This is a genomic window from Oceanobacillus saliphilus, from assembly GCF_023522835.1.
GTDB lineage: Bacteria > Bacillota > Bacilli > Bacillales > Amphibacillaceae > Oceanobacillus > Oceanobacillus saliphilus.
Genome location: NZ_JALCZU010000002.1, coordinates 577,329 through 599,433, shown reverse-complemented (window position 1 = coordinate 599,433; position 22,105 = coordinate 577,329). Strand labels below are relative to the sequence as shown.

Here is a 22,105-nt window from a genome sequence, read left to right as displayed (position 1 = left end):
GAAAATAATGCTTTCCAGACAAAGAGCTTTCCCAAATCGGGAAAGCTCTTTGTCTGATCATCAAATTATTGATTTTTCATCTTATTTTCTAGGTCTCTAATACTTGTTTCGATTTGTTCCAATGATTGGTAAATACTTTCCTGATGAGGCTCCACAGTCTCTTTCCAATCCACAACGGAATTTTTTATTTCTTCTGTCAGTTCTTTAATTAGGACAGCACCTTCTTTGGAAGTTTTTCTAAGCTGATCTTTTAGTTTTAACCCGTCTTCTTTCAAGGATACTAATAGGTTTTTCAGTTCCATTCCCTGATCTTTTACGCGGCCTCGCATAGAACTTCCGGATTCAGGTGTGCTTAATAATGTAACTGTAGCACCGACAGTACTTCCAACAAGAAGCCCCAATACCAATGATTTTCCTCTGGACATAATAACGCACTCCTTTCCTGCTTCCATTATATCATTTCCTCTTTTCATACCGCTATCAAACATCATTTATGAAAAGGTTTTATTATATTACATTATAAAAAAAGTTAGCATTTAATGCCATCATATGAAACTAAAAAGTCCTCTGACATTATTTCGTCAGAGGACTTTGTTGACAGATAGGAATTCCTACCTGCATATGTGACAACAACATTCTAAACTAAGCAGCTGTAATAGGTTTTGATCTCTTCATGATTCCTTGAACTACTGGATACACGACAACCATAATAATCGTGTTAACAACAGCGGCTGGTAAAACAACTCCTACGAATAGAGCCAAAAAACCGCCTTCCATTAATCCTAAGATAAATAAAGCTACTGAAAGGAAGATGGAACCACTTATTATCGTACCGACTGCAGTAAGTACAGGTGCACTAATCGTTGTACTGATACGGTCCTTTACCAATAAAAACATAGCCAGAAATAGAATTGCTGTAATAGGTTTATCAATAATATTTGCAATCTGTCCACCTGGTGCCGATGTGGTCAGTGCGGAAATGATTCCAGTTGCGATGGATAAAATAAGTACGTATTTCATTTTTGGGAAAAGCAATATTCCCAGAAACATCATTGCTAATAGCATATCCGGTTTAACACCGAATAACATAGGTGGTACAACTGTATGCAGTACAGCACCAATACCTACCAATAGTGATAAAATAACTAAAATTCTTGTATTCATTTGTAAACTCTCCTCTACTAAGCTTTACTCAGCTATTTTTTCCCAACTGTACACTTATTGTCAGCTGCGGAATGTTAAGAACATTATAACAGAACATCGAACAAAAGCGCAAGCGCCCGTTTAGGGACGTACAGACTGCGCCCCGTACTGTGGGGTGGTTCGACTTGTCGAACAATCCTACCGCAGGAGATAAAGGAAACACGGTGAGGGACGAACCGATGTTGACTTATCGTACGGAGGTACGGGAAGTCTGATAGTCCCTGGGCGCTGGAGCTGGACGTGACTGTTTAAGTTTAAGAATTAATTGCTGCCAAAATTTTATACTTTCTATTCTAATAAAAAATAAAAAGCATCATTTTCTGTGAGATGGCCATTACCAACATTTATTAGATTGCCGCATTTATTTCCTTGGCAATATTCTGCAAATCTTCAGAGTTGTAGTCATCCGTATGTACTGTCCAGTTTGGTGAGTAACCATCACCTTCACCGTATCTTGGAATGATATGAATATGCAGATGAAAAACAGATTGTTCCGCAGCAGCTTCATTATTATTCAGTAGGTTCATCCCAAGTGGGCTGTACGTTTTCCGGATTGCATTTGCAATGACAGGTACCCTTGCAAATAATTCCTTCGCTACTTCAGGCGGTGTTTCAAAAATATTTTTTGTATGTGTTTTTGGAATGACAAGTGTGTGACCTTTCGTTACTTGGCTAATATCAAGAAACGCGTATACATGATCATCCTCATAAACTTTTGCAGATGGAATGTCCCCATTAATGATTTTACAAAAAATACAATCTTCATGCTCCATGAAATCAACTCTCCTTCGTTATTTGTATTACTGTTATTGTATAAATGTTCACCGATAAAAGCAAAGCAATTCCTTCATTATCTGATAAGTTATTTAAAACAGCTGTTGATTTTCGACACAATATCAGTATACTACATCATAAAATAAGTAGCTTCGGCCATCGCTCTGGGAAATACACTGCACTTTTCGCGGGCGGCTGGTGAGCCAACTTGCACTAAAGCGCTGCGTTGTCTCACCGATGCCTCTGCTCCCGCAGAAGTCTCCGTGTATTCCCCAGAGCTGGTTAGAAGATTGCTGCAATTACTATCCATGGAATACTAATAATTAACGGAATAATTTTTGCCGTTTGTTTTAAAATGCTCGGTGCGCTGAAAGTAAATCAAATGCATTGATTGTTTTGAGCAGAATTCTTTTTTTTATTTAAAAAACTCCATACTAGCAGCCCGTATACACGTAGACTCCAACGGGAGGAAAGGCATAGGTGAGACACTGAAATGCGTCAGCATGAAGTGGCTCACCAGCCGCCCGTGGAAAGCGAAGTGTATACGGGCTGCGGTTGCCTGAAAAACTATTTTCCATTACAAGTGCTTTACATTTAACATTGAAGTTAGGTCACACTTTATATCAACTACAGGATTATCCAGCATTAGACTTATGAAGAATGCATAAAATAAGGAAACAGGCTAGGTCCGCTTTTTACACGGACCTGCCTGCTTTAAGAAGAAAGAGGATGCCTGTTCACCTCATGCGTGGGAATTGTTGACCAAATCGTAAATCATGTGCAAATAAATCTTTCACAATTTACAAAACCGTTATACCAATTATCCATTTCACCCGAAGTGGAACTTGGTAAAAAGGTTTTATTATTCGTATCCCAACACGAACACCTCATCCTGTTTACTACGAAATTCAGAGCAATTATCGAACACTAACACCTCATTTTGTGTTTTTTACACGAAACTAAAGTAGATACTCGATCGCTGACACCTCATTTACGTTTGACAAGATTTTGTTGCGGTGAGACACCCTCGTTTCTTCCTTTCTATTTTGTGCCGAAACGTTATGCTTATACATCTGAAATTGAAAAATAACGATATTCTTGCTGATACTAAAAATCGAGAAGAAGTATTCGACAAGAGCTGGAATTTGTGGATAAAACTTTAGTGGCTTTGACTTTGGCAATGTAACCCAATAATGATAAAATCAAAGGTAGTAAAGAGGAGGGACTCTTGTGAAATCATTATTACATATCGATAACCTGTATGGTGGGTATACACATAAAAATGTACTTCATGGTATTTCCTTCGAAGTTAACCCAAAGGAAATTGTTGGTCTGATTGGGCTTAATGGAGCAGGGAAAAGTACTACGATAAAACATATAATCGGTTTAATGCAGCCAAAGAAAGGCAATGTGCTGGTAAATGGCAAATCATTTAAAGATAACCCGGAAACATACCGCAATCAGATGGCATATATTCCAGAGATGCCAATATTATATGATGAATTAACGCTTTATGAACATCTCCGTTTAACGGCGATGGCATATGGTCTGACAGAGGACGTATTTGAAAAGCGATTATCTCCATTGCTAAAAGAATTCCGATTGGAGAAAAAACTGAACTGGTTTCCTGTCCATTTCTCAAAAGGGATGCGCCAAAAAGTGATGATTATGTGTGCATTTCTAATTGAGCCACCGCTCTATATTGTGGATGAGCCGTTTGTTGGATTGGATCCATTGGGGATTCAGTCATACTTGCAATTAATGGATGAAATGAAAAACAATGGTTCAGGTGTGCTCATGTCCACCCACATCCTGGCAACAGCGGAGCGTTACTGTGATCGTTTTGTTATTTTACATGATGGGAAAGTGAGAGCAATCGGTACGCTGGAAGAATTGCGTGAAAGTTTCCAAATGCCCGGATCTACCTTGGATGATTTATATGTTCAGTTAACAAAGGAAGAAGATAGCCATGTTTGATTCGCACGAATTTTATAAAAAACGGTTATCGCAGCACTTGAAGGAGACAAGCCGTTATTTAAAATACATTTTTAATGGCCATATGGCATTTGCGATTCTGTTCTTCATATCTGCCTCAGCCTATTACTACCAGCAATGGCTTGCAGAACTGCCTGATAACTTTCCTACAGCGCTTATTATTGGAGCAACATTTGGTTTGCTTGTAAGCTATAGTCCGGTTAGAACCTTATTAAAGGAACCAGATCTTGTCTTCCTAATCGTCGCTGAAAATAAGATGGGACCGTATTTTCGCAATTCAATTCTATATAGCTTTGTCATTCAACTATATTTAATATTGCTGCTTGCGGCTGCTTTTGGCCCTTTGTATTTTGCGTCCTATCCGGACAGGCAGGGCAATGTCTATATGCTGACGCTTTTGGTTGTGCTCTTATTTAAGGTAGCTAATCTCTTGGCGAACTGGTGGATGCTCAAAGTGCGGGAACAAGGAATCAGAAATACAGATCTGCTTATAAGGACGCTCATAAATATCGTCATCTTCTACTTTATCATTAAAGGGGAAATGCTTTTTGCTGGAATCACATCTGTCATCTTCGTGGCCGTTTTCCTTTATGATTATTATTTTTCCAATAAGCAGTCTGGTCTTGTCTGGGATTTGTTAGTTGAAAAAGATCAGAATCGAATGCAGGCATTTTATCGTTTGGCAAACATGTTTGCTGATGTTCCGCATCTAAAAAATCGTGTCAAAAGGCGTCAGGTGCTTGTAGATCTAGTTAGCAAAAGAATACCTTTGGAAAAGAAAAGTACGTATGAATACTTATTCCGGATTTCGTTCATTAGAAGTGGGGACTATCTTGGGATGTATCTTCGTCTTATCGTACTTGGAGGATTATTCATTTATTTCGTACCTCATTTATGGATGAGATTATTGTTTGCACTTCTGTTTCTATACTTAAGCACTTTTCAGATGATGGCGATTTATCAGCACCATCGGACAAATATTTGGCTGGATTTATATCCAGTTAAAATGAACGATAAAAAGAAGGCTGCACTAAATATTATTTTTCAGCTCAGTTTTCTCCAGACCATATTATTTTCGCTTGTTTTCTTACTAGTAGGGGAATACGTAGGTTTTATAATTGCTCTTGCAGGAGGAACTTTATTTACTATTGGATTTGTAAATGGATATATAAAAGGGAGGTTGTTATAAAAAATGGAGCCGAGAGGGCTCCATTTTTTATCGTGATGCATTTTGATAGCCAAAATAGGCACCAATCAGTGTTTTTGCTGCAATCGGCAATGCTTTTTCATCAATATCAAATTTAGGATGATGATGTGGATACGGATTGCCTTCTTTATTTGCACCTGTAAAGAAATAAGCTCCAGGTTTCTCCATCGTATAGTAGGCAAAATCTTCCCCGCCCATTACCGGTGGTACGATTTCTGCTGTATGAATTTCTACAATATCTTTACTTGCCTCAAGTACCATTTTTGCATCTTCCGGATGATTGATTAAAGGCGGATAACCTTTTATGTAATCAAACGTATAGTCTGCATCATTTGAAATACAGATCCCTTTAATGATCTTTTCCATTTCATCAATAATTATTTTTTGAATACCCGTATTAAAGTATCTTACTGTTCCAGTTAATTTTGCCTGATCTGCTATGACATTGAACGCACTTCCAGCCTGGAAAATGCCAGTTGTCACGACAGCTGTTTCCAATGGATCCAATCTTCTGCTTACAATTTGCTGTAGCTGTGTAACTAATTCAGATCCGAGTACGATGGCATCCTTTGTTTCATGTGGATAGGCACCATGTCCACCTTGCCCCTGTATCGTTATTTCGAAACGATCAGCACCAGCCATAAAAGCAGATGTTGAAGTTTGCAATACACCGACTGGAACGGTTGACCATAAATGTGTGCCGAATACTGCATCAACATTGTCGAGAGCTCCTGATTCAATTATAGGTTTCGCACCGCCCGGGGCATATTCCTCTGCATGCTGATGCAGGAACACGATGGTACCTTCCAATTCATCCTGGTATTCCTGCATCACTTTGGCAAGGGTCAATAATGTGGCTGTATGACCATCATGACCACAAGCATGCATGACACCGGGAACCTTGGATTTGTATGGCACATCTTTTTCATCCTGAATCGGCAACGCGTCAAAATCAGCTCTTAAGGCAACGGTTTTACCAGGCTTTCCACCTTTAAGTGTAGCTATTACTCCATTTCCGCCTACGTTTGATTCATATGGAATTTGCAGCTTCTCATAAAAATCTGCAATATACTTAGCTGTTTCGGTTTCCTGAAAAGATAATTCCGGATGCTGATGCAGATATCTTCTTATCTCCACCATTTCTGGATATAGTTGATCGATTGATTTATGTATATTTTTCAGCAATACCATTTCCTCCTTTTGAAATTTGCTTTCCAGTTAGACTTCATTGAATCTGTGTGATAAGCACCCAGTTCGCTAGCCTATGCAACTGTTTTAAACCGTCACATTAACGATTGAAATTCATTATAACATTTTTTTGATATCTTTTATATTTCCATTTTAAAACTTCAGTGATGTACGAAATCAACTTTGAAATGGAATAATTTCGATCCGAAGCTGGTTATGGATGTTTATATGTAACTCAACTTTAGCATAGCGAAATTAATTATTAAACCTTATAAAAAGATCGAATGGTTACCAAGATTATATGTTTCTGCAAAAAAAAGGATGACTGTTCAAACAGTCATCCTTAAAAGAGGGAGGTACGCTATATTAAGAAAGTCTCGGGTCGGCAAGTAAACGTTCTATTTCTTCTTTATGATGTGTCTCATCGGATATTAAATCTTCGAGTTTGACGACGAGCTCTGTCAAGCCAAGATTTTCAGCCTGTTTTTTGCGCTTTTCGTATCGTTCAATTGTGTCTGACTCTGAACGGAGCGTTGCTTCCAATATTTCCTTGACCTCTGTCGGTTGTGGTACTTCTGCAGCTTTTGTTGTTGGTGTACCACCGAGTGATTTAATCTTTTCCGATAAATATAATGCATGTCCAAGTTCATCTGTAATTTCAGCTTCAAAAAATGGCTTCAAAGCAGAACGGTAAAGCCCTGAAACGACGGATGCACTATACGTGTATTGAATGGCAGCTCCATACTCATGTGATAAATCTTCATTTAAACCATCAATTAAATCTTGTAATTCTTTTTCCATGTCAATTACCCCTGCCTTTAATAAAATTTTGTATAGTAATAAAATACCCCGTTCAGTTTTTTTGAAACCTAAATTAAGGTATGATAATACAAGGGGGAATCGATGGTGGAGAACAAACGGAAATCTATTATTTTTCTATTATTTTTTATCGTTTTGGTTGTTTTACTGATTTGGATTTTGCAAATTGTCAATGACAGTGTTCCATATATTGATCGATGGACAAGGGGATTAGTTGAAACGTTGGGTGACTCGGCTGCATATCAACCTTTTCGCTTCATTACGGAATTGGGTTCTAGATCATTTCTATTTCCATTTGTGATTATGATGGCAATTGTGTTATGGGTTCTGATAAAAGACATGTTTGCTGCTCTAGTATTTGCTGGAGGGACATTAGCAACACATCTATTAAATATATTTATTAAAAATGTAGTTAATCGGGAAAGACCAAGCATTTCTGTTGCCGCAAATGCGGAGGGATATAGCTTCCCGTCTGGCCATGCAATGATTCCAATGGTCTGTTATGGATTACTGGCATATTTTTTGGTCAAAAGAATGAAATTAAAATTAGCAATCCTAATGACACAAGTATTCTTTGCATTGGTTATTTTTCTTATCGGAATCAGCCGATATGTCATTAATGTTCATTATATAACGGATGTTATGGCCGGATTTGTAATTGGATTTATCTGTCTTGTTGGATTCATCTACTTTTACGAGTTTGTCCATAAATACTGGTCCCAGTCTTAAGTTGGAGTGAAAAGCATTCTCTGGATGGTTCAGCTTAGAAGGATTTTTAGTTATGATAGGATTAGCTCTTTAGAACACATAGACCTGACGGAGGGATGACAGACGAATGAAAAACTTCTTTCGATATTTTTTTGCGATCTTTTTAATAGCAATCGGAGTCATGCTTATAATGGCAAATATTGGAGTGGGTGATTTCAACTTTAATGTTTCCTGGCAGTATATTTATCCAATCTTTTTTATAGCAATTGGATTGAAATGGTTCATTGATTTTTTAAGGAAACGGGGCGGAAGCTGGGTTTTTGGATCTTTTTTTCTAATATTTGGTTCACTTTTATTAATGGATAGTTTTAAATGGATTGTATTCGGTTTTTGGGACGTTTTTAAATTGTGGCCATTGTTAATTGTGTATATTGGATTTTCACTGCTTGGCCGCAAACACTTTACAATTCATTATGATGCGGATACAAACACTCATAAATCTTTTTTTGATGGCTTCACTTTCACTGTCGGTGATCATCATTTTAATGATGAGAACTGGAAAGTTGAGCCTATGAATTTAAGACACTTGGCTGGAGACTTTTATTTTGATTTTTCCAAAGCGTTTATTCCAGAAAAGAGAATCCCAATTTCTGTAAGTTCACTTGCAGGTGATATAAATATTCTGATGCCGGAAAATGTGGATTTTCGAGTACATGCCTCCGTAAACGCAGGAGATATCAAGATTCTCGGACAGTCAGCTGATGGTCTAAATCGTACCCTTAATTTTCAAACGAGCAACTATGATGCTGCAACTAAAAAAATTGACTTTCATATAAGTCTAAAAGCCGGTTCTGTCAGGATAGATCAAGTATAGGAGGGAGAAGTATGAAAAAGAAATTCACAAGTATTCGCTATATGTTTATACGTTCTCATTTATATATTTTATTCCTGACCACTGTTCTGTTATTATCCATTCTTTTATCCATTCACGTATTGTTTGAACCAGAATGGCTTACGGTTCAAAGCATTTTTCTGTTTGCGATTTTATATGTACTTATTGCCTTTGTACTTTCTGTTTATTCCGGATTTAACCATGCTGGGAAATCATTAAAGACAAAGCTTGATTCCCTCTCTGTGCTCATTACTCAATTCTCAAATGGAAATTACCAATCTTCCATTAAATTTATGGAAGCTGAGGACGATGGAGATGAACTCAGCAGAATCGGTGAAGAGTTAAATGAACTGGGGAGTAAATTGCAGAATCAAGTAAAATCCCTGCAACGGATGGCGGATGAAAAAGCAGACTTTGCCAAATCGGCTCACAAAGCAGCGGTCATTGAAGAAAGACAACGTATAGCTAGAGATCTCCACGACGCGGTTAGCCAGCAGCTCTTTGCATTAACAATGATGTCAGAAGCTTCTGTAAAGCAATTTGACAAGAACCCAGTATTGGCGAAAAAGCAAATGAAAGAGGTTGCCGAAGCAGCATTACAGGCACAAACAGAAATGCGTGCTCTACTGTTGCATTTGCGACCTGTGCACCTTTCCGGAGACTCCTTACCGACAGGGATACATAAATTAATGGATGAATTGAAACAAAAAAGCCAGATTCAGTTTAATTTGAATGTAGATAATAATCTTAAACTTACAGATGCCATTGAAGAACATGTCTTTCGGATTATCCAGGAATCTTTATCAAATATACTCCGACATGCAAATGCGACCGAAGTGGATGTGGAAATTTTTAAAAAAACAAACGAATTATTTATTCATATCCAGGATAATGGCAAAGGCTTTGAGGTAATGAAGGACTCGAAAAGAAAGACATCCTATGGGTTGAAAACAATGCGGGAACGGAGCGAGGAATTGGGTGGAACATTTATTATCCGTTCTAATCCTGAGGAAGGAACGTATATTGATATTCGTATCCCATGTTAAACGGCTCCTGAAAACGATATGAAAGGGGATTTTCCTATGGTTCGTATAGTAGTTATTGATGATCATGAGATTGTAAGAAAAGGTATTATTGCATATTTACAGACAGAAGATGATATTGATATTGTTGGTCAGGCTTCAAGCGGAAATGAGGGAGCTGACCTTGTTTTGGAGTTGAAACCAGATGTTGTATTGATGGATCTTATTATGGATAATGGGAATGGAATAGAAGCAACAAGGCAGATTATGGAGCAATTGCCAACATGTAAGATCATTATATTGACAAGTTTCTATGATGATGAGCAGATATTCCCGGCAATTGAAGCAGGTGCTTTCAGTTATATCCTTAAAACTTCCTCAGCACCTGAAATCGCAGAAGCCATCAAAAAGGCAGCAAATGAAGAAAATGTAATTGAGCCGAAAGTCGCAGGGAAGATGCTGTCTAACTTCCGGACAGTGTCAAAAAAACTTCATGATGACCTGACTGAACGAGAACTTGAGGTACTACTTTGTATCGGAAATGGTATGACGAATCAAGAAATCAGTGATAAACTTTACATTGGAATAAAGACTGTAAAAACGCATGTCAGCAATATTCTGTCTAAATTGGAAGTCAATGACAGAACACAGGCTGCAGTCTATGTTCATCGAAATCAATTATTATAGAAATCTAGCTGTCAAATCCTGCTACCAAGAATAATTTATTGTTTTTATTTCCATGCATTTGTATAATACTAATGTACTTGATAGAAATAAGAGAGGAAAATGCTTATGACCAAGAAGGCGGAAAATCTGCTGCTTCTTATATGGGTACAGGCCTTTCTGGCTATGGCAGGCAGTTTGTTCTATTCTGAGGTAATGGGATATATCCCATGTGAATTGTGCTGGTACCAACGTATTTTAATGTATCCTCTCGTAGTAATTTATGGTGTTGCTGCTATTAAGAAGGAGATTTCAGTTGCATTGCCAGGTTTACTTCTAAGTGGCGTCGGGATGGTTGTTTCGATTTACCATTATATGCTTCAAAAAGTACCTGCCATGCAGGAATTGGGCGGGTCCTGTACAGGAGGAGTTCCGTGTAATGCCATTTATGTGAATTATTTTGGCTTTATTACGATTCCATTTTTAGCTGGAATAGCATTTATCGTAATATTTGTCTTACATGTTATGTTATTGAAAGAACAAAGGAGGAAATAATGTATGGGGAAGAAAATGTTAATTATTATAGGATCAATTGTCGTATTATTTATTGCTCTATTCTTTGTGATTGATTATAAAAATAATCAGGCATTGGAAAACAGTGATAATCCGTATGGAACAAATAATTTGCAGCAATCCACGATTGATCAGCTGAACGATCCTTTATACCAAAATCAGATTCTGCCGGATGAGTTAAATGAGAAAATCAGTAACGGAGAAGATGTTACGGTTTATTTCTACAGTCCAGAATGTGTGTATTGTCTGAATACAACGCCATACCTTGCACCACTTGCTGAAGATATGAATGTAGATATGAAAAAATTCAACTTACTAGAATTTGGCCAGCAGGGACTTGGATACGGTATCGAATCAACGCCAACTGTTGTACATTATGAAAATGGGGAAGAAGTATCCCGTTTGGTTGGACAATACCCGGAAAATGAATATGAAGCATTTTTTAATGAATATGTTTTAAACTAACTGAAACGAATATACAAAGCTAGCTGTTTTGATGTACAGCTAGCTGTTTTGATGTACAGCTAGCTTTTGTTCTACTTTATTCCTCTTCTTCTTCAATATACATGGTGCACTTTGTCAGGAATGGCCTATCGTTTGTATAGGCAGGCTGTTTAACTGCCTGGCTTTTATGAGCTTCCTTGAACTGATCAGAATCCTTCCAGTTCTCAAAATCAGCAGATGATCCCCATTGTGTGAAAACCACATACGTATTGCCCTGGAGTGGCCGCAATAATCGAAACGCTTTGAATCCGGGCATGCTTTCTACTATATTGTTTTGATTTTTAAAGCGGTGCTCGAATCCAGGTTTACTTTCATCGGATACAGGAATATTATTCATGACGACGTATCCTTCCTCCAGAATCTCACCAGTTTTCATGACAACCTCAAATACACGGCCAGCACTGAATATTTTTTTCTCGTTATTTTCATAATATGCCATGCCGCCTTCACTGTTGGTCATTAAATAGAGGTTGAGTTCAGGATTTTCGTTGTCAATTTTTTTCAGGAAATCAATGGTGCCGCTTGTCATATATGCTTTCATACAATTGCCCCCTTAAAATTGGTTTATATTATCATATTACCCTATACCGGAAATAACTACACTATATGTTAATTAAAGTAATTATTAAATGATAGGGAGTATATTCTTTAACGCTGGCGAAAAATGTCGTATAATAAGTAATGTACTTGTGTAGAGGTGAACATATGTTTAAAAAATCTAAAAAAGATGAAAAAAGGTTTTTCCTTCCTCGTAAATTGAAACTAGTTCTATGGATGATGGTTTCTCTACTATTAATTGGTCTAATTGGGTTTGGGACTATATTATATGGTGGAAAACTTGTTGTGGATGAAGCAGATATGGTGCTCGACGCAACAACTACCATTGAAACCCGTGATGGGGAGGTTATCGGGAAACTATATAATGAAAATCGTTCCCTAATAACAATGAATCAAATTCCGGAAGATTTAACAAATGCCTTTATCTCCATTGAGGATAGAAGGTTTTATGAGCATGCCGGTGTGGATATAAAATCAATCATGCGGGCTGTTTATAAGGATATTATTGCTATGAGCAAAGTAGAAGGTGCAAGTACGATTACCCAGCAGCTGGCTAAAAATCTGTTCCTTTATAATGATAAAACATGGACACGAAAAGTAAAAGAGGCAATGGCAGCCATTTATCTTGAAAGAAATATATCTAAGGACGAAATCCTAGAATTATATATGAATGAAGTGTACTTTGGGCATGGTTTATATGGAGTGGAAGCTGCCTCCAATCATTTTTTCTCTAAATCAGTGAAGGAGCTCACTCTGGCTGAAGCTGCAATGATAGCGGGCCTTGTAAAAGCTCCGAATGGTTATTCCCCGATAAATCATCCCGATAAAGCATTGGACAGAAGAAATATAGTGCTTCAGGCGATGGAAGATGTAGGGTATATTTCAACCGAGACGAGAATAGCTGAACAAAGAAAGACACTTGGGTTGGTTTTACAGGAAACGGAACCAACCCCATGGACGGACAGTTATATTGATTTAGTCATGAAAGAAGCTGCCGATAAGCACCAGCTGTCTGTGGAAGCACTGAAAAAAGGTGGCTACCGAATCGTAGTCAATATGGATCGTGATATACAGCAAATTGCATATGAGCAATTTCAGAACGACGAATTCTTTCCTGGTAATACAGCAGGGGTAGAAGGTGCATTCGTCATGATGGAGGAAGGCACAGGGAAAATCGTCTCTGCCATTGGTGGCAGAAATTATCAGCTTGGCGACTTAAACCGTGTGACTGTCCAAAGACAGCCCGGTTCAACATTTAAGCCGGTAGCTGTATACGGACCGGCAATGATGCAGGAAGATAAATACACGCCATTTACACTCCTTCCAGATCGGCAAATGGGTGAATATACGGTTGCCAATTCGGATGATGTCTATGCAAATGTAGTAACAGTCTATGAAGCTTTAATTACCTCAAAGAATACGTCAACGGTTTGGTTATTGGATCAAATTGGAATTGATTATTCCAAGAGCTATCTTGAAAAATTAGGTATGTCCATTGAGGATGAAGGTCTGGCATTAGCACTTGGCGGGTTAACAAAAGGTGTGACACCTTTACAGATGGCACAAAGCTACCAGTCATTTGCTGGGGACGGACAAATGATTGACTCCACAACAATCGAGAAGATTATTGATCGACATGATCAAGTGGTCTACGAAGCTGAAATTCATACGGAGCAGGTTTTCACTCCGCAAGTGTCATGGAATATGACCGAGATGCTTGAGGAAACGGTCGATAATGGTACGGCGACAGCTGGAGAGTACTCCAAAGCTTTGGCGGGAAAAACTGGTTCCACGCAGCATCCACATGTTGAAGGACAGACAAAGGATGCCTGGTTTGTTGGGTATACGCCGGAATATGTGTCCGCTGTGTGGATGGGGTATGACAAATCGGATAAGAATCATTATTTAACAGGTGGTAGTTCTTATCCGACAAGTTTAACGAAAGCCATTCTGACCGAGATTGATAAACAGTCTGGTGGCACACTGTCTGAAGACTTCACAAAGCCGGATAATGTCGAGGAGTTACCGAGGCCAATCACTCTCCCACAGATTACTAACTTGACAGCGGAATATCAACTTGGCGGATTTTCACTGATAAGGGGTAAACTTTCATGGGACGGCTCCGATGACGACCGCGTTATTTATCGTATTTATCAGCAAAATGATGGGATAGATAAACGGATTGGTGAAGTGACCGGGAAAACAGAGTATACAATCAGCAATGCGCTATTCCGTAATAACAGATTTTATGTTGTAGCGTACGATCCATTGACTAAATTGGAAGGGGGAAGATCTGAAATCGTTGAACTTGACTGGTAATGATCTCCCTTCCAGAAATGGGATAAAAGAACGGCTTCAAAGGCTTGGTTTTAACACTACTTAGAAATTTTGAATTACCCTTACAAATGAGGCAAATTCATGACAAACCGTCACCTTTACTATACAGTTTTGTTCGAAATCGCTATAGTAGGTAGTGGATATAGTAGAATGTGCAGAAGGATGGGATCATATGTCGAAAATACTTAATGATACAATTTTAAAAGCATATAACGGTGAAAATACAGATTATATTCCTGGCTGGTTTATGAGACAGGCAGGGCGTTCTCAGCCGGAATACCGTGAACTGAAAAAAAAGTATTCCTTATTTGAAATTACCCATCAGCCGGAATTATGTGCTTATGTTACAAGGCTTCCCGTTGAAAATTACGGCGTAGACGCAGCAATTTTATATAAAGATATTATGACACCATTGCCTGCAATGGGAGTGGATGTCGAAATCAAAGGTGGAATTGGTCCGGTAATTCATAACCCAATCCGAAAATTCAGTGATGTGGAAAAACTCGGTGAACTAAATCCTAGCTCCGATATTCCATATGTACTTGATACCATTCGTCTGTTGACTAAAGAACAGTTGGAAGTTCCATTAATAGGATTCAGTGGGGCCCCATTTACATTGGCAAGCTATATGATTGAAGGGGGTCCATCGAAAAATTATAGTAAAACAAAAGCGTTAATGTATCGTGAGCCTGAAACATGGTTTGCATTGATGGACAAACTGGCAGATATGATCATCACTTATGTGGATGCACAAGTTGAAGCTGGTGTGAAGGCCATTCAAATCTTTGATTCATGGGTGGGTTCTCTGAATGCTGCAGACTATCGTGTATTCATCAAACCGGTAATGACGAGAATTTTTTCCGAGCTTAGAAAACACAATGTACCTTTAATTCTCTTCGGTGTGGGTGCACGCCACTTGCTACTGGAGTGGAACGACCTCCCTGTAGATGTAATAGGACTTGATTGGCGCACATCCATCTCTGAAGCACGCGAAATGGGTGTGACCAAAGTTGTTCAAGGAAATCTTGATCCAACCATCCTGCTTACAGAATGGGAAACCATTGAAAAACGCACGAAAGGAATCCTGGATGAAGGGATGCAACATGGAAGATATGTTTTCAATCTCGGACATGGTGTAACGCCAGATATCCAACCTGCCACATTGAAAAAGTTGACAGCGTTTATTCATTCATACACAACAAGATAGACGAAAATTTTACAAAAGAGGTGTTCAAAAAATGGAAAAGAAAAAAATGGGATTATTAGTAATGGCTTATGGTACGCCGAATAAAGAAGAAGAAATCGAACCGTACTACACACATATCCGTCATGGGAGAAAACCTGAACCAGAAGCACTTCAGGATTTGAAAGACCGCTATAAAGCAATTGGTGGGATTTCCCCGTTGGCAAAAATTACTGAAGCTCAGGCACACGCTCTAGAATCTAGTCTAAATGAAGCGCAAGGTGAGTATGAATTTAAAGCTTATATCGGATTAAAACATATCGCTCCTTTTATTGAGGATGCGGTAGAAGAAATGGCGAAAGATGGTATTAAAGAGGCTGTTTCCATCGTTTTGGCACCACATTATTCAACATTCAGCGTGAAATCATACAATGAGCGTGCTGGAAAAGAAGCCGAAAAGCACGGCATTACAATTGATTCTGTGAGAGACTGGTACGCTGAACCAGGATTTATCCAGTTCTGGGCTGATGGCATAACCAAAATCTATGCAGATATGCCTGCAGAAGAACGTGAGAAAGCTGTACTCATTGTATCAGCACACAGTCTGCCTGAGAAAATTTTGCAAAATGGTGACCCCTATCCGGATCAATTAAGAGAAACTGCCGATCTTATCGCAGAAAAAGCTGCTATTAAAAACTATGCAATCGGTTGGCAAAGTGAAGGAAATACGCCAGATCCATGGCTAGGACCGGATGTTCAGGATCTTACACGCGAACTTTATGAAAAAGAAGGATATCGTTCATTTGTCTATGCTCCTGTTGGGTTCATTGCAGATCATCTGGAAGTCTTATATGACAATGATTACGAATGTAAAGTTGTTTGTGATGAAGTTGGTGCAAACTATCACCGTCCTGAAATGCCAAACGTTCACCCTGACTTTATCCAAACACTTGCAAAAGTAGTGTTGAACAAAGTAAAGAGTGAAGTATAATGGACACAAAAAAAATAGTTATTGTAGGTGGCGGAATCACGGGATTATCCGCCGCTTACAACTTGCAAAAGCAAATAAGCGAAAAAAATCTGCCGTTCGAAGTGAAGCTCGTTGAAGCAAGCAGCCATCTTGGTGGCAGAATAAAGAGCATCAAGCGGGATGGTTTTACAATTGATCTTGGACCCGATTCGCTTTTGGCAAGAAAACCTGCTGCAGTGAAACTGGTTGAAGAGCTCGGATTAAGTGATCAGACTGTTCGTAATGGAACTGGACAATCTTATATGTTGGTAAAAAATAAATTACATAAAATGCCTAAAGGGACATTTATGGGTGTTCCCAAAGAAATTCGACCATTACTGGCTTCCAATGTTTTCTCATCAAAAGGGAAACTGCGTGCTCTGATGGATCTTGTTTTGCCAAAAAGCAAGGTTGAAGGTGACCAATCACTTGGTATGTTTATGCGCCGGCGGTTCGGCAATGACCTTGTTGATAATCAGATTGATCCTCTATTGTCAGGGATTCATTCCGGCGATATCGATAAAATGAGTCTGAAAGCAATTTATCCAATGTTCCATCAGGTTGAACAAAAGCATGGAAGTTTAATAAAGGGCTTACAAAAAACATTGCCAAAAGCTCCGAAACAGTCTAAAGGTAAAAAGGCGGAAAGTTTATTCTTTTCTTTTGAAGACGGCATGGAAACACTGGTAAAAGGACTCGTAGAAAAGCTGGATGACAAAATTATAAGTATGAACACTGCAGTTGACCATATTGAGAAAAAAGAACATGGCTACCATCTTTTATTAAGTGATGGAAAAGTGTACAAAGCAGATGCTGTTATTATGGCTGTACCTCACACAGCAGTACCTGGCATGCTCACCCAATATGACTTTTTGAATAAATTGGATGAAATTCCTGCCACGTCGACGGCAAATGTCGTGATGGCCTTTGATCAAGCAGATATTAAGAGAGATATTGATGGCACTGGTTTCCTTGTTAGCCGAAGCAGCAATTACCGAATTACTGCCTGCACATGGACCCACCGTAAATGGCCAACCACGACACCGGAAGGCAAAGCACTATTCCGTTGCTATGTTGGCAGACCGGATGATCAGGAAATAGTAGATTTATCGGACGAAGAAATAACAGACATTGTTTTAAAAGACATGAATAAAACAATGAAAATAAAAGCAAAACCTGAATTCAGCATCATTACTAGATTTAAAGATGCCAGACCACAATATCACGTAGGCCACCTGGAACTCGTATCCGAAGTGCGAGCGGATGCCTCGAGGGAATTACCTGGACTATTTTTGACTGGCAGTTCCTATGATGGTGTAGGAATACCTGATTGCATTGAACACGGCCAAAAAAGCGCCACAGAAGTAATTGCATTCTTGAATGGATGATGAACGAAAGAAGAGGAAATCCCCACGGATTAAGTAGTTCGGTTAACGTGGAGAAATCACATGTTAACATATGAATTAGTATACAAGTACAATGCAAATAGCACACAAAAAGAGCTTGAGGTGAATTTTTCAAATCTCAAGCTTTTTGACTTTAATGTAGTATGCTGCTTGCTTAGTTAAAGCACCTTTTATTTAATCGAATATCTAAGGTATGTACTCTATCATAAAGTCACTTAGTTCCTCTTTCACTAATCCAAAACGCCTGAAAAGACAATGGATAACTTTTATAGTAAAGTAATTGTAAAGGAGACTCATTCTTATGAATATATTAGTTTTAGGATCAACCGGAAGAGTAGGGAGTCAAATAGTTGCTTATGCTCTACGTGATAGACATCATGTTACTGCATTCGTTCGAACTCCAGAGAAGATACAAATAAATGATGAAAATTTAACTGTTTTTCAAGGTAATGTTTTAAATAAAGCTGATATTGTACGTGCAATGTATGGGATTGATGTAGTTATTAGTGCATTAAATACGGATGGGACAACCACTCTATCAGAAAGCATGCCAATAATTATTGGAGAAATGGAAAACGAAGGTATACAACGAATTATAACTGTAGGAACTGCAGGTATCCTGCAAAGTAGAACTACACCAAATATACTGCGTTATCAGTCCAGTGAATCAAAGCGCAAATCAACCCGTGCAGCGAAAGAACATCATAAAGTTTACGATATCCTTAAAGAGGCTACACTCGACTGGACTATTGTTTGTCCTACGTATTTACCCGACGGAGAAAGAATAGGTAAATATCGTGTAGAACGTAATTATTTGCCGGAGAGTGGGGCTGAAATTTCCGTACCGGATACAGCGGAATTTACATATAACCAGATAATATCAAGTGATTATATCAATTCACGTGTAGGTATCGCCTACTAATAAAATTCCTATACTGTCTTCTTGCTAGATTAACCTGTTTGTCGAAAAAGAAATGAGTTGAGGTACAACAATCCCCTTTGTTCAAACAAAGCTCCCTTTCTGGAATATCTAAAGTATGAATTAAAACAAAAAAACTACAGTAAAAGGGATATTACAAATTAACATCTCTTCTTTCACTATCCTGGGCTTTAATAAATTCAACAAGAAAGGGTGCTTCTCCTTCTTTCAGAAAAGCGTTTGTTGAAAAAGATCACAAAAAAACAGCTAGTATTAATATACCTGCTGTTATCTAATTCGAACCTAACTTTAAGTCATCTATATTAATAATTACTTTTAAATTTCTTAACAAGTCTAATCCAATAATTCCATCTAAATCAAAACCGTAATTCATAGCCCCAATTTCTAAAGCAAAATCTGTTGTTTTCATGTCTCCCACTTTTACTAAATCAACCGTCTTTGAATATACAAACTCAGAACCGCCTACTCCGCTAACACGGTATATCATTTTCCTCTCCCACAATGCCTATCGTTTCAGCTAAATCCGTTGAAATAACGGTACTACCTGAGCCAGTATCCACTAATACACGTTGGAGATGAAGAAATTCTCCCTTAAATTTTATTTCCATGTCTACCCAATAGTAAATCATTATCTATTCTTAGTTTTTTCACTATCTCCTGACACCTACCCACTTCTTTTCAATTATATTGGGTTCTTTACGACTGGTGTGCAGAACATACAATTCTTTATTAGGGTCTTCTCGATGAATTTCTTGATATACTCTCATTGCCTCTGGAGAATTGGAAAACTTATTTAACGGTACTATTTCTTCTAAAATTCGCTCGCTTTGTTCATTTGTAAAGGCTTCGGTTGCTTCTATCAATACCCAAGTATCTGGAAATGCCTGGCGTACATCCTCCCACTTCATTGAATCACCTCCAGAATATTTAGTAATATTATAACATGATATTGCTGAAAAGTATTCTCCCTGGTTCAGCCTATTCAACAGTTTATTACACACTTTTTCTAATCCTATTTACTAGATTTTCTTTATTTTAAATTAAGATATTCCTGAATTTCGATCAAATATGTTATTTATACGCTTTAATTATTGCTATTATAGTTATAATATTCGTTTGCAATTTTAATTGCTCATTCGGTCCTAACTGGCATAAGAGTTAAGAAAGGCGTTCTCCAAAAACAATCTTCTTCCTTTAAAAAAAGATGGTGCAAAACGTTTTATACCTTTCTGCCAAAAAAAGACCAGCCTAAGCTGATCTCATCCTGACACTATTTGTAACTCTCAATCAGTTCATCAACGAGAGATCCAACGTAATCTACTGCTACTTTAATTGCGTCTGGTTTGGACATATCCACGCCAGCCTGTTTTATCAAATCGAGCGGTTTTTGTGTACCGCCTGCTCTTAGAACGTCAAGCCAGCTGTCGACTGCCGATTGGCCTTCTTCTTTGATTTTTTGCGCTACTGCTGTGGAAACTGTGAGTCCCGCTGAGTAGGTGTATGGATATAGGCCCATATAGTAATGCTGTTGACGCATCCATGTGAGACCTGCTCCTTCATCAAAAGTGACTTCATCACCCCAGAATTTTTCAAGTGCTTCCTGTTTTTCTCTACATAATACATTCGCTGTCAGCGGAACTCCTTGTTCTGCCAGGTTATAGACACGGCGCTGGTATTCGCCTTCCAGTAAATGCGTAACAAAGTTGTGATGGTAAGTTCCAAGTAACTGTGTAATGACCCAGCGTTTCATGCGAACGTCATCTGTATTTTTCATCAAATGCTCTGCCAATAATAGCTCATTTAATGTTGATGGTGCTTCAATAAAGTAAGTAGATGGTCGGGTATTCATAAGTGATTGATTTTTACCAGCAAGATAGAAATGCCCTGCATGCCCAAGTTCGTGGGCCAGTACAAATGCACCGCGCATCGTATCGGTCCAAGTGATTAAAATGTATGGATGTACGCCGTAAGGACTAGAGCAGAAAGCACCGTTTGCTTTACCGATATTATCAGACCGGTCGATCCAGCGATTGGCGAGACCTTCCCTCATGATTTCTGTATATTCAGGACCCATAACCTTCAAAGCTTCCACAATGGTTGCTGACGCGTCTTCATAGGTCATTTTTGGATTGTATTCCGGATCGAGTGGTGCTTTCAAATCACAGTAACGAATATCATCGAGGCCGAGCTTTTCCTTTTTCAGCTTGGAAAAACGTCGCATATGTGGTGCGAGTTCGTTTTGGATAACATCCAATTGATTATGATACATTTCTTTTGTGACCTGCTGTGGTGCTAATAACATATCGGTAACCGATTCATAGTTACGCAGTTTTGACATCGTTATCTGTTTCGTTACTTCTGTTGCATACGTTGCAGCATATGTGTTTTTGTATTGGTTTAATGTTTTTGTGAAAGAATCGTATGCAGCCCGTCGTGTATTTGTGTCTGCGGAGAATTCATAACGATCCTCATACAAAGCTTGAGACATTGGAAGTTCCACACCTTCTGGATTTTTAATGGATTCGAACGCCATATCCGAACTCTGGCTCCTTTGAAAAATCATATAGGGTGCATTATGTACTTGGCTAAGTGCTGCCAGTGTTTCTTCAATTTCAGGCGATAGCGTATGAGATTTATCTTCCATTAAATCTTCCAGCATCTTCCGGTAGTTTTTCAATTCAGGCTGCTCATGAAGGAACTGTTCAATCGTTTCCTCAGAAAGCGTGAGTAATTCAGTTTGGAAGAAGGATAGTTTCGCACTAATGGCAGCCATTGCTTGAGAAACCATAGAAGAATCTCTCTGATTATCGGGATCTGATCCATCAGCGCTTGAACGTAGGTTTGCATAAACAGCTACACGAATAACGCGCTGTTGATATGCTTCCAATTTTTTAAAAGCCAGAAATAAAGTAGCAGAATCGGAAGTTAATTTTCCTTTATAGTCAGTAACTTCGCTTACGGCTTCCTGTATGTTGACAAGTTCCTGATTCCAGGCTGTATCATCAGGGAATAAATCCGTTAAATCCCATGTTTGTTCCTCGGGTACATCTGAACGGCTCCATCTTGAGGTTTTAGTGATTGACATATACAAGCTCCTTTATCAACTATATTTCGTAGCTCTAAG

Annotated in this window: 23 protein-coding genes; 13 read left to right on the top strand and 10 right to left on the bottom strand. The window is 38.5% G+C overall.

The window, feature by feature from the left end:
- Positions 1-65: 65 nt before the first annotated feature.
- From MN204_RS06050 to MN204_RS06040, 3 genes are all read right to left on the bottom strand, one after another.
- Entirely contained in the window at positions 66-425 is a 360-nt protein-coding gene (locus MN204_RS06050; RefSeq protein ID WP_249870174.1) for a YtxH domain-containing protein, read from the bottom strand.
- 217 nt (positions 426-642) lie between these two features.
- Positions 643-1,164, bottom strand: a complete 522-nt coding sequence (locus tag MN204_RS06045) for a tryptophan transporter (RefSeq protein ID WP_249870173.1) — start codon at positions 1,162-1,164, stop codon at positions 643-645.
- Positions 1,165-1,550: 386 nt separating this feature from the next.
- Positions 1,551-1,976, bottom strand: a complete 426-nt coding sequence (locus tag MN204_RS06040; RefSeq protein ID WP_249870172.1) for an HIT family protein — start codon at positions 1,974-1,976, stop codon at positions 1,551-1,553.
- Positions 1,977-3,207: 1,231 nt separating this feature from the next.
- On the opposite strand from MN204_RS06040, the gene MN204_RS06035 reads away from it, so the two are divergent.
- Entirely contained in the window at positions 3,208-3,954 is a 747-nt protein-coding gene (locus tag MN204_RS06035; protein ID WP_249870171.1) for an ABC transporter ATP-binding protein, read from the top strand.
- Positions 3,947-5,161: an ABC transporter permease gene (locus MN204_RS06030; protein WP_249870170.1), complete on the top strand. Its 1,215-nt coding sequence runs from the start codon at positions 3,947-3,949 to the stop codon at positions 5,159-5,161. The genes MN204_RS06035 and MN204_RS06030 overlap by 8 nt, the downstream gene beginning before the upstream one ends.
- Positions 5,162-5,188: 27 nt before the next feature.
- Here the strand turns inward: MN204_RS06030 and MN204_RS06025 are convergent, their stop codons facing one another.
- Positions 5,189-6,370, bottom strand: coding sequence for a M20 family metallopeptidase (locus MN204_RS06025; RefSeq protein WP_249870169.1), 1,182 nt, complete (start codon positions 6,368-6,370; stop codon positions 5,189-5,191).
- Between the two features lie 363 nt (positions 6,371-6,733).
- Positions 6,734-7,168, bottom strand: a complete 435-nt coding sequence (locus MN204_RS06020; protein ID WP_249870168.1) for a ferritin-like domain-containing protein — start codon at positions 7,166-7,168, stop codon at positions 6,734-6,736.
- Between the two features lie 102 nt (positions 7,169-7,270).
- On the opposite strand from MN204_RS06020, the gene MN204_RS06015 reads away from it, so the two are divergent.
- The 6 genes from MN204_RS06015 to MN204_RS05990 all read left to right on the top strand — a co-directional run bounded on the left by MN204_RS06015 (position 7,271) and on the right by MN204_RS05990 (position 11,509).
- The gene (locus MN204_RS06015) at positions 7,271-7,915 is read left to right on the top strand and encodes a phosphatase PAP2 family protein (RefSeq protein WP_249870167.1); all 645 of its coding nucleotides are present in this window, start codon (positions 7,271-7,273) and stop codon (positions 7,913-7,915) included.
- Between the two features lie 106 nt (positions 7,916-8,021).
- The gene (gene liaF, locus MN204_RS06010) at positions 8,022-8,768 is read left to right on the top strand and encodes a cell wall-active antibiotics response protein LiaF (protein ID WP_249870166.1); all 747 of its coding nucleotides are present in this window, start codon (positions 8,022-8,024) and stop codon (positions 8,766-8,768) included.
- A gap of 11 nt (positions 8,769-8,779) precedes the next feature.
- The gene (locus MN204_RS06005; protein WP_249870165.1) at positions 8,780-9,832 is read left to right on the top strand and encodes a sensor histidine kinase; all 1,053 of its coding nucleotides are present in this window, start codon (positions 8,780-8,782) and stop codon (positions 9,830-9,832) included.
- 36 nt (positions 9,833-9,868) lie between these two features.
- The gene (locus tag MN204_RS06000; RefSeq protein ID WP_249870164.1) at positions 9,869-10,495 is read left to right on the top strand and encodes a response regulator transcription factor; all 627 of its coding nucleotides are present in this window, start codon (positions 9,869-9,871) and stop codon (positions 10,493-10,495) included.
- 105 nt (positions 10,496-10,600) lie between these two features.
- Complete coding sequence (locus MN204_RS05995; protein WP_249870163.1) at positions 10,601-11,026, top strand: disulfide oxidoreductase; 426 nt, start codon at positions 10,601-10,603, stop codon at positions 11,024-11,026.
- A 3-nt stretch (positions 11,027-11,029) separates the two neighbouring features.
- Positions 11,030-11,509 (top strand): thioredoxin family protein, encoded by a 480-nt coding sequence (locus MN204_RS05990; RefSeq protein ID WP_249870162.1) that lies wholly within the window; start codon positions 11,030-11,032, stop codon positions 11,507-11,509.
- A 76-nt stretch (positions 11,510-11,585) separates the two neighbouring features.
- On the opposite strand, the gene MN204_RS05985 is transcribed toward MN204_RS05990, so the two are convergent.
- Positions 11,586-12,089 carry an antibiotic biosynthesis monooxygenase family protein gene (locus MN204_RS05985; RefSeq protein WP_249870161.1) on the bottom strand — a complete coding sequence of 168 codons (504 nt, stop codon included), beginning with the start codon at positions 12,087-12,089 and terminating at the stop codon, positions 11,586-11,588.
- Positions 12,090-12,253: 164 nt separating this feature from the next.
- Here MN204_RS05985 and MN204_RS05980 point away from each other — a divergent pair, with 164 nt between their 5' ends.
- The 5 genes from MN204_RS05980 (at position 12,254) to MN204_RS05960 (ending at position 18,963) form a co-directional block, all read left to right on the top strand.
- Positions 12,254-14,425 (top strand): transglycosylase domain-containing protein, encoded by a 2,172-nt coding sequence (locus MN204_RS05980; protein ID WP_249870160.1) that lies wholly within the window; start codon positions 12,254-12,256, stop codon positions 14,423-14,425.
- Positions 14,426-14,615: 190 nt separating this feature from the next.
- The gene (gene hemE / locus MN204_RS05975) at positions 14,616-15,650 is read left to right on the top strand and encodes a uroporphyrinogen decarboxylase (protein ID WP_249870159.1); all 1,035 of its coding nucleotides are present in this window, start codon (positions 14,616-14,618) and stop codon (positions 15,648-15,650) included.
- Positions 15,651-15,681: 31 nt separating this feature from the next.
- Positions 15,682-16,617: a ferrochelatase gene (hemH, locus tag MN204_RS05970; RefSeq protein WP_249870158.1), complete on the top strand. Its 936-nt coding sequence runs from the start codon at positions 15,682-15,684 to the stop codon at positions 16,615-16,617.
- Positions 16,617-18,023, top strand: coding sequence for a protoporphyrinogen oxidase (hemY, locus tag MN204_RS05965; protein WP_249870157.1), 1,407 nt, complete (start codon positions 16,617-16,619; stop codon positions 18,021-18,023). The genes hemH and hemY overlap by 1 nt, the downstream gene beginning before the upstream one ends.
- A 319-nt stretch (positions 18,024-18,342) precedes the next feature.
- Positions 18,343-18,963, top strand: coding sequence for an NAD(P)-dependent oxidoreductase (locus tag MN204_RS05960; RefSeq protein WP_249870156.1), 621 nt, complete (start codon positions 18,343-18,345; stop codon positions 18,961-18,963).
- Positions 18,964-19,252: 289 nt separating this feature from the next.
- On the opposite strand, the gene MN204_RS05955 is transcribed toward MN204_RS05960, so the two are convergent.
- The 4 genes from MN204_RS05955 to pepF all read right to left on the bottom strand — a co-directional run bounded on the left by MN204_RS05955 (position 19,253) and on the right by pepF (position 22,066).
- The gene (locus tag MN204_RS05955; protein ID WP_249870155.1) at positions 19,253-19,468 is read right to left on the bottom strand and encodes a pepsin/retropepsin-like aspartic protease family protein; all 216 of its coding nucleotides are present in this window, start codon (positions 19,466-19,468) and stop codon (positions 19,253-19,255) included.
- Complete coding sequence (locus MN204_RS21460) at positions 19,452-19,589, bottom strand: aspartyl protease family protein (protein WP_368858647.1); 138 nt, start codon at positions 19,587-19,589, stop codon at positions 19,452-19,454. The genes MN204_RS05955 and MN204_RS21460 overlap by 17 nt, the downstream gene beginning before the upstream one ends.
- 42 nt (positions 19,590-19,631) lie before the next feature.
- Entirely contained in the window at positions 19,632-19,889 is a 258-nt protein-coding gene (locus MN204_RS05950; RefSeq protein ID WP_249870154.1) for a hypothetical protein, read from the bottom strand.
- A gap of 362 nt (positions 19,890-20,251) precedes the next feature.
- Positions 20,252-22,066 (bottom strand): oligoendopeptidase F, encoded by a 1,815-nt coding sequence (gene pepF / locus MN204_RS05945; protein ID WP_249870153.1) that lies wholly within the window; start codon positions 22,064-22,066, stop codon positions 20,252-20,254.
- Positions 22,067-22,105 lie beyond the last annotated feature (39 nt).

What these genes read in the sequence shown, in the direction of transcription:
- MN204_RS06005 (WP_249870165.1), top strand. Translation starts at nt 8,780, where the DNA reads ATGAAAAAGAAATTCACAAGTATTCGCTATATGTTTATACGTTCTCAT.
- hemY (WP_249870157.1), top strand. Translation starts at nt 16,617, where the DNA reads ATGGACACAAAAAAAATAGTTATTGTAGGTGGCGGAATCACGGGATTA.
- MN204_RS06000 (WP_249870164.1), top strand. Translation starts at nt 9,869, where the DNA reads ATGGTTCGTATAGTAGTTATTGATGATCATGAGATTGTAAGAAAAGGT.
- MN204_RS06015 (WP_249870167.1), top strand. Translation starts at nt 7,271, where the DNA reads ATGGTGGAGAACAAACGGAAATCTATTATTTTTCTATTATTTTTTATC.
- MN204_RS05955 (WP_249870155.1), bottom strand. Translation starts at nt 19,468, where the DNA reads ATGATATACCGTGTTAGCGGAGTAGGCGGTTCTGAGTTTGTATATTCA.
- MN204_RS06050 (WP_249870174.1), bottom strand. Translation starts at nt 425, where the DNA reads ATGTCCAGAGGAAAATCATTGGTATTGGGGCTTCTTGTTGGAAGTACT.
- MN204_RS05980 (WP_249870160.1), top strand. Translation starts at nt 12,254, where the DNA reads ATGTTTAAAAAATCTAAAAAAGATGAAAAAAGGTTTTTCCTTCCTCGT.
- hemE (WP_249870159.1), top strand. Translation starts at nt 14,616, where the DNA reads ATGTCGAAAATACTTAATGATACAATTTTAAAAGCATATAACGGTGAA.
- MN204_RS05995 (WP_249870163.1), top strand. Translation starts at nt 10,601, where the DNA reads ATGACCAAGAAGGCGGAAAATCTGCTGCTTCTTATATGGGTACAGGCC.
- MN204_RS05950 (WP_249870154.1), bottom strand. Translation starts at nt 19,889, where the DNA reads ATGAAGTGGGAGGATGTACGCCAGGCATTTCCAGATACTTGGGTATTG.
- MN204_RS06025 (WP_249870169.1), bottom strand. Translation starts at nt 6,370, where the DNA reads ATGGTATTGCTGAAAAATATACATAAATCAATCGATCAACTATATCCA.
- MN204_RS06030 (WP_249870170.1), top strand. Translation starts at nt 3,947, where the DNA reads ATGTTTGATTCGCACGAATTTTATAAAAAACGGTTATCGCAGCACTTG.
- MN204_RS06040 (WP_249870172.1), bottom strand. Translation starts at nt 1,976, where the DNA reads ATGGAGCATGAAGATTGTATTTTTTGTAAAATCATTAATGGGGACATT.
- MN204_RS06045 (WP_249870173.1), bottom strand. Translation starts at nt 1,164, where the DNA reads ATGAATACAAGAATTTTAGTTATTTTATCACTATTGGTAGGTATTGGT.
- MN204_RS05960 (WP_249870156.1), top strand. Translation starts at nt 18,343, where the DNA reads ATGAATATATTAGTTTTAGGATCAACCGGAAGAGTAGGGAGTCAAATA.
- MN204_RS21460 (WP_368858647.1), bottom strand. Translation starts at nt 19,589, where the DNA reads ATGGAAATAAAATTTAAGGGAGAATTTCTTCATCTCCAACGTGTATTA.
- MN204_RS05985 (WP_249870161.1), bottom strand. Translation starts at nt 12,089, where the DNA reads ATGAAAGCATATATGACAAGCGGCACCATTGATTTCCTGAAAAAAATT.
- hemH (WP_249870158.1), top strand. Translation starts at nt 15,682, where the DNA reads ATGGAAAAGAAAAAAATGGGATTATTAGTAATGGCTTATGGTACGCCG.
- MN204_RS05990 (WP_249870162.1), top strand. Translation starts at nt 11,030, where the DNA reads ATGGGGAAGAAAATGTTAATTATTATAGGATCAATTGTCGTATTATTT.
- pepF (WP_249870153.1), bottom strand. Translation starts at nt 22,066, where the DNA reads ATGTCAATCACTAAAACCTCAAGATGGAGCCGTTCAGATGTACCCGAG.
- MN204_RS06020 (WP_249870168.1), bottom strand. Translation starts at nt 7,168, where the DNA reads ATGGAAAAAGAATTACAAGATTTAATTGATGGTTTAAATGAAGATTTA.
- liaF (WP_249870166.1), top strand. Translation starts at nt 8,022, where the DNA reads ATGAAAAACTTCTTTCGATATTTTTTTGCGATCTTTTTAATAGCAATC.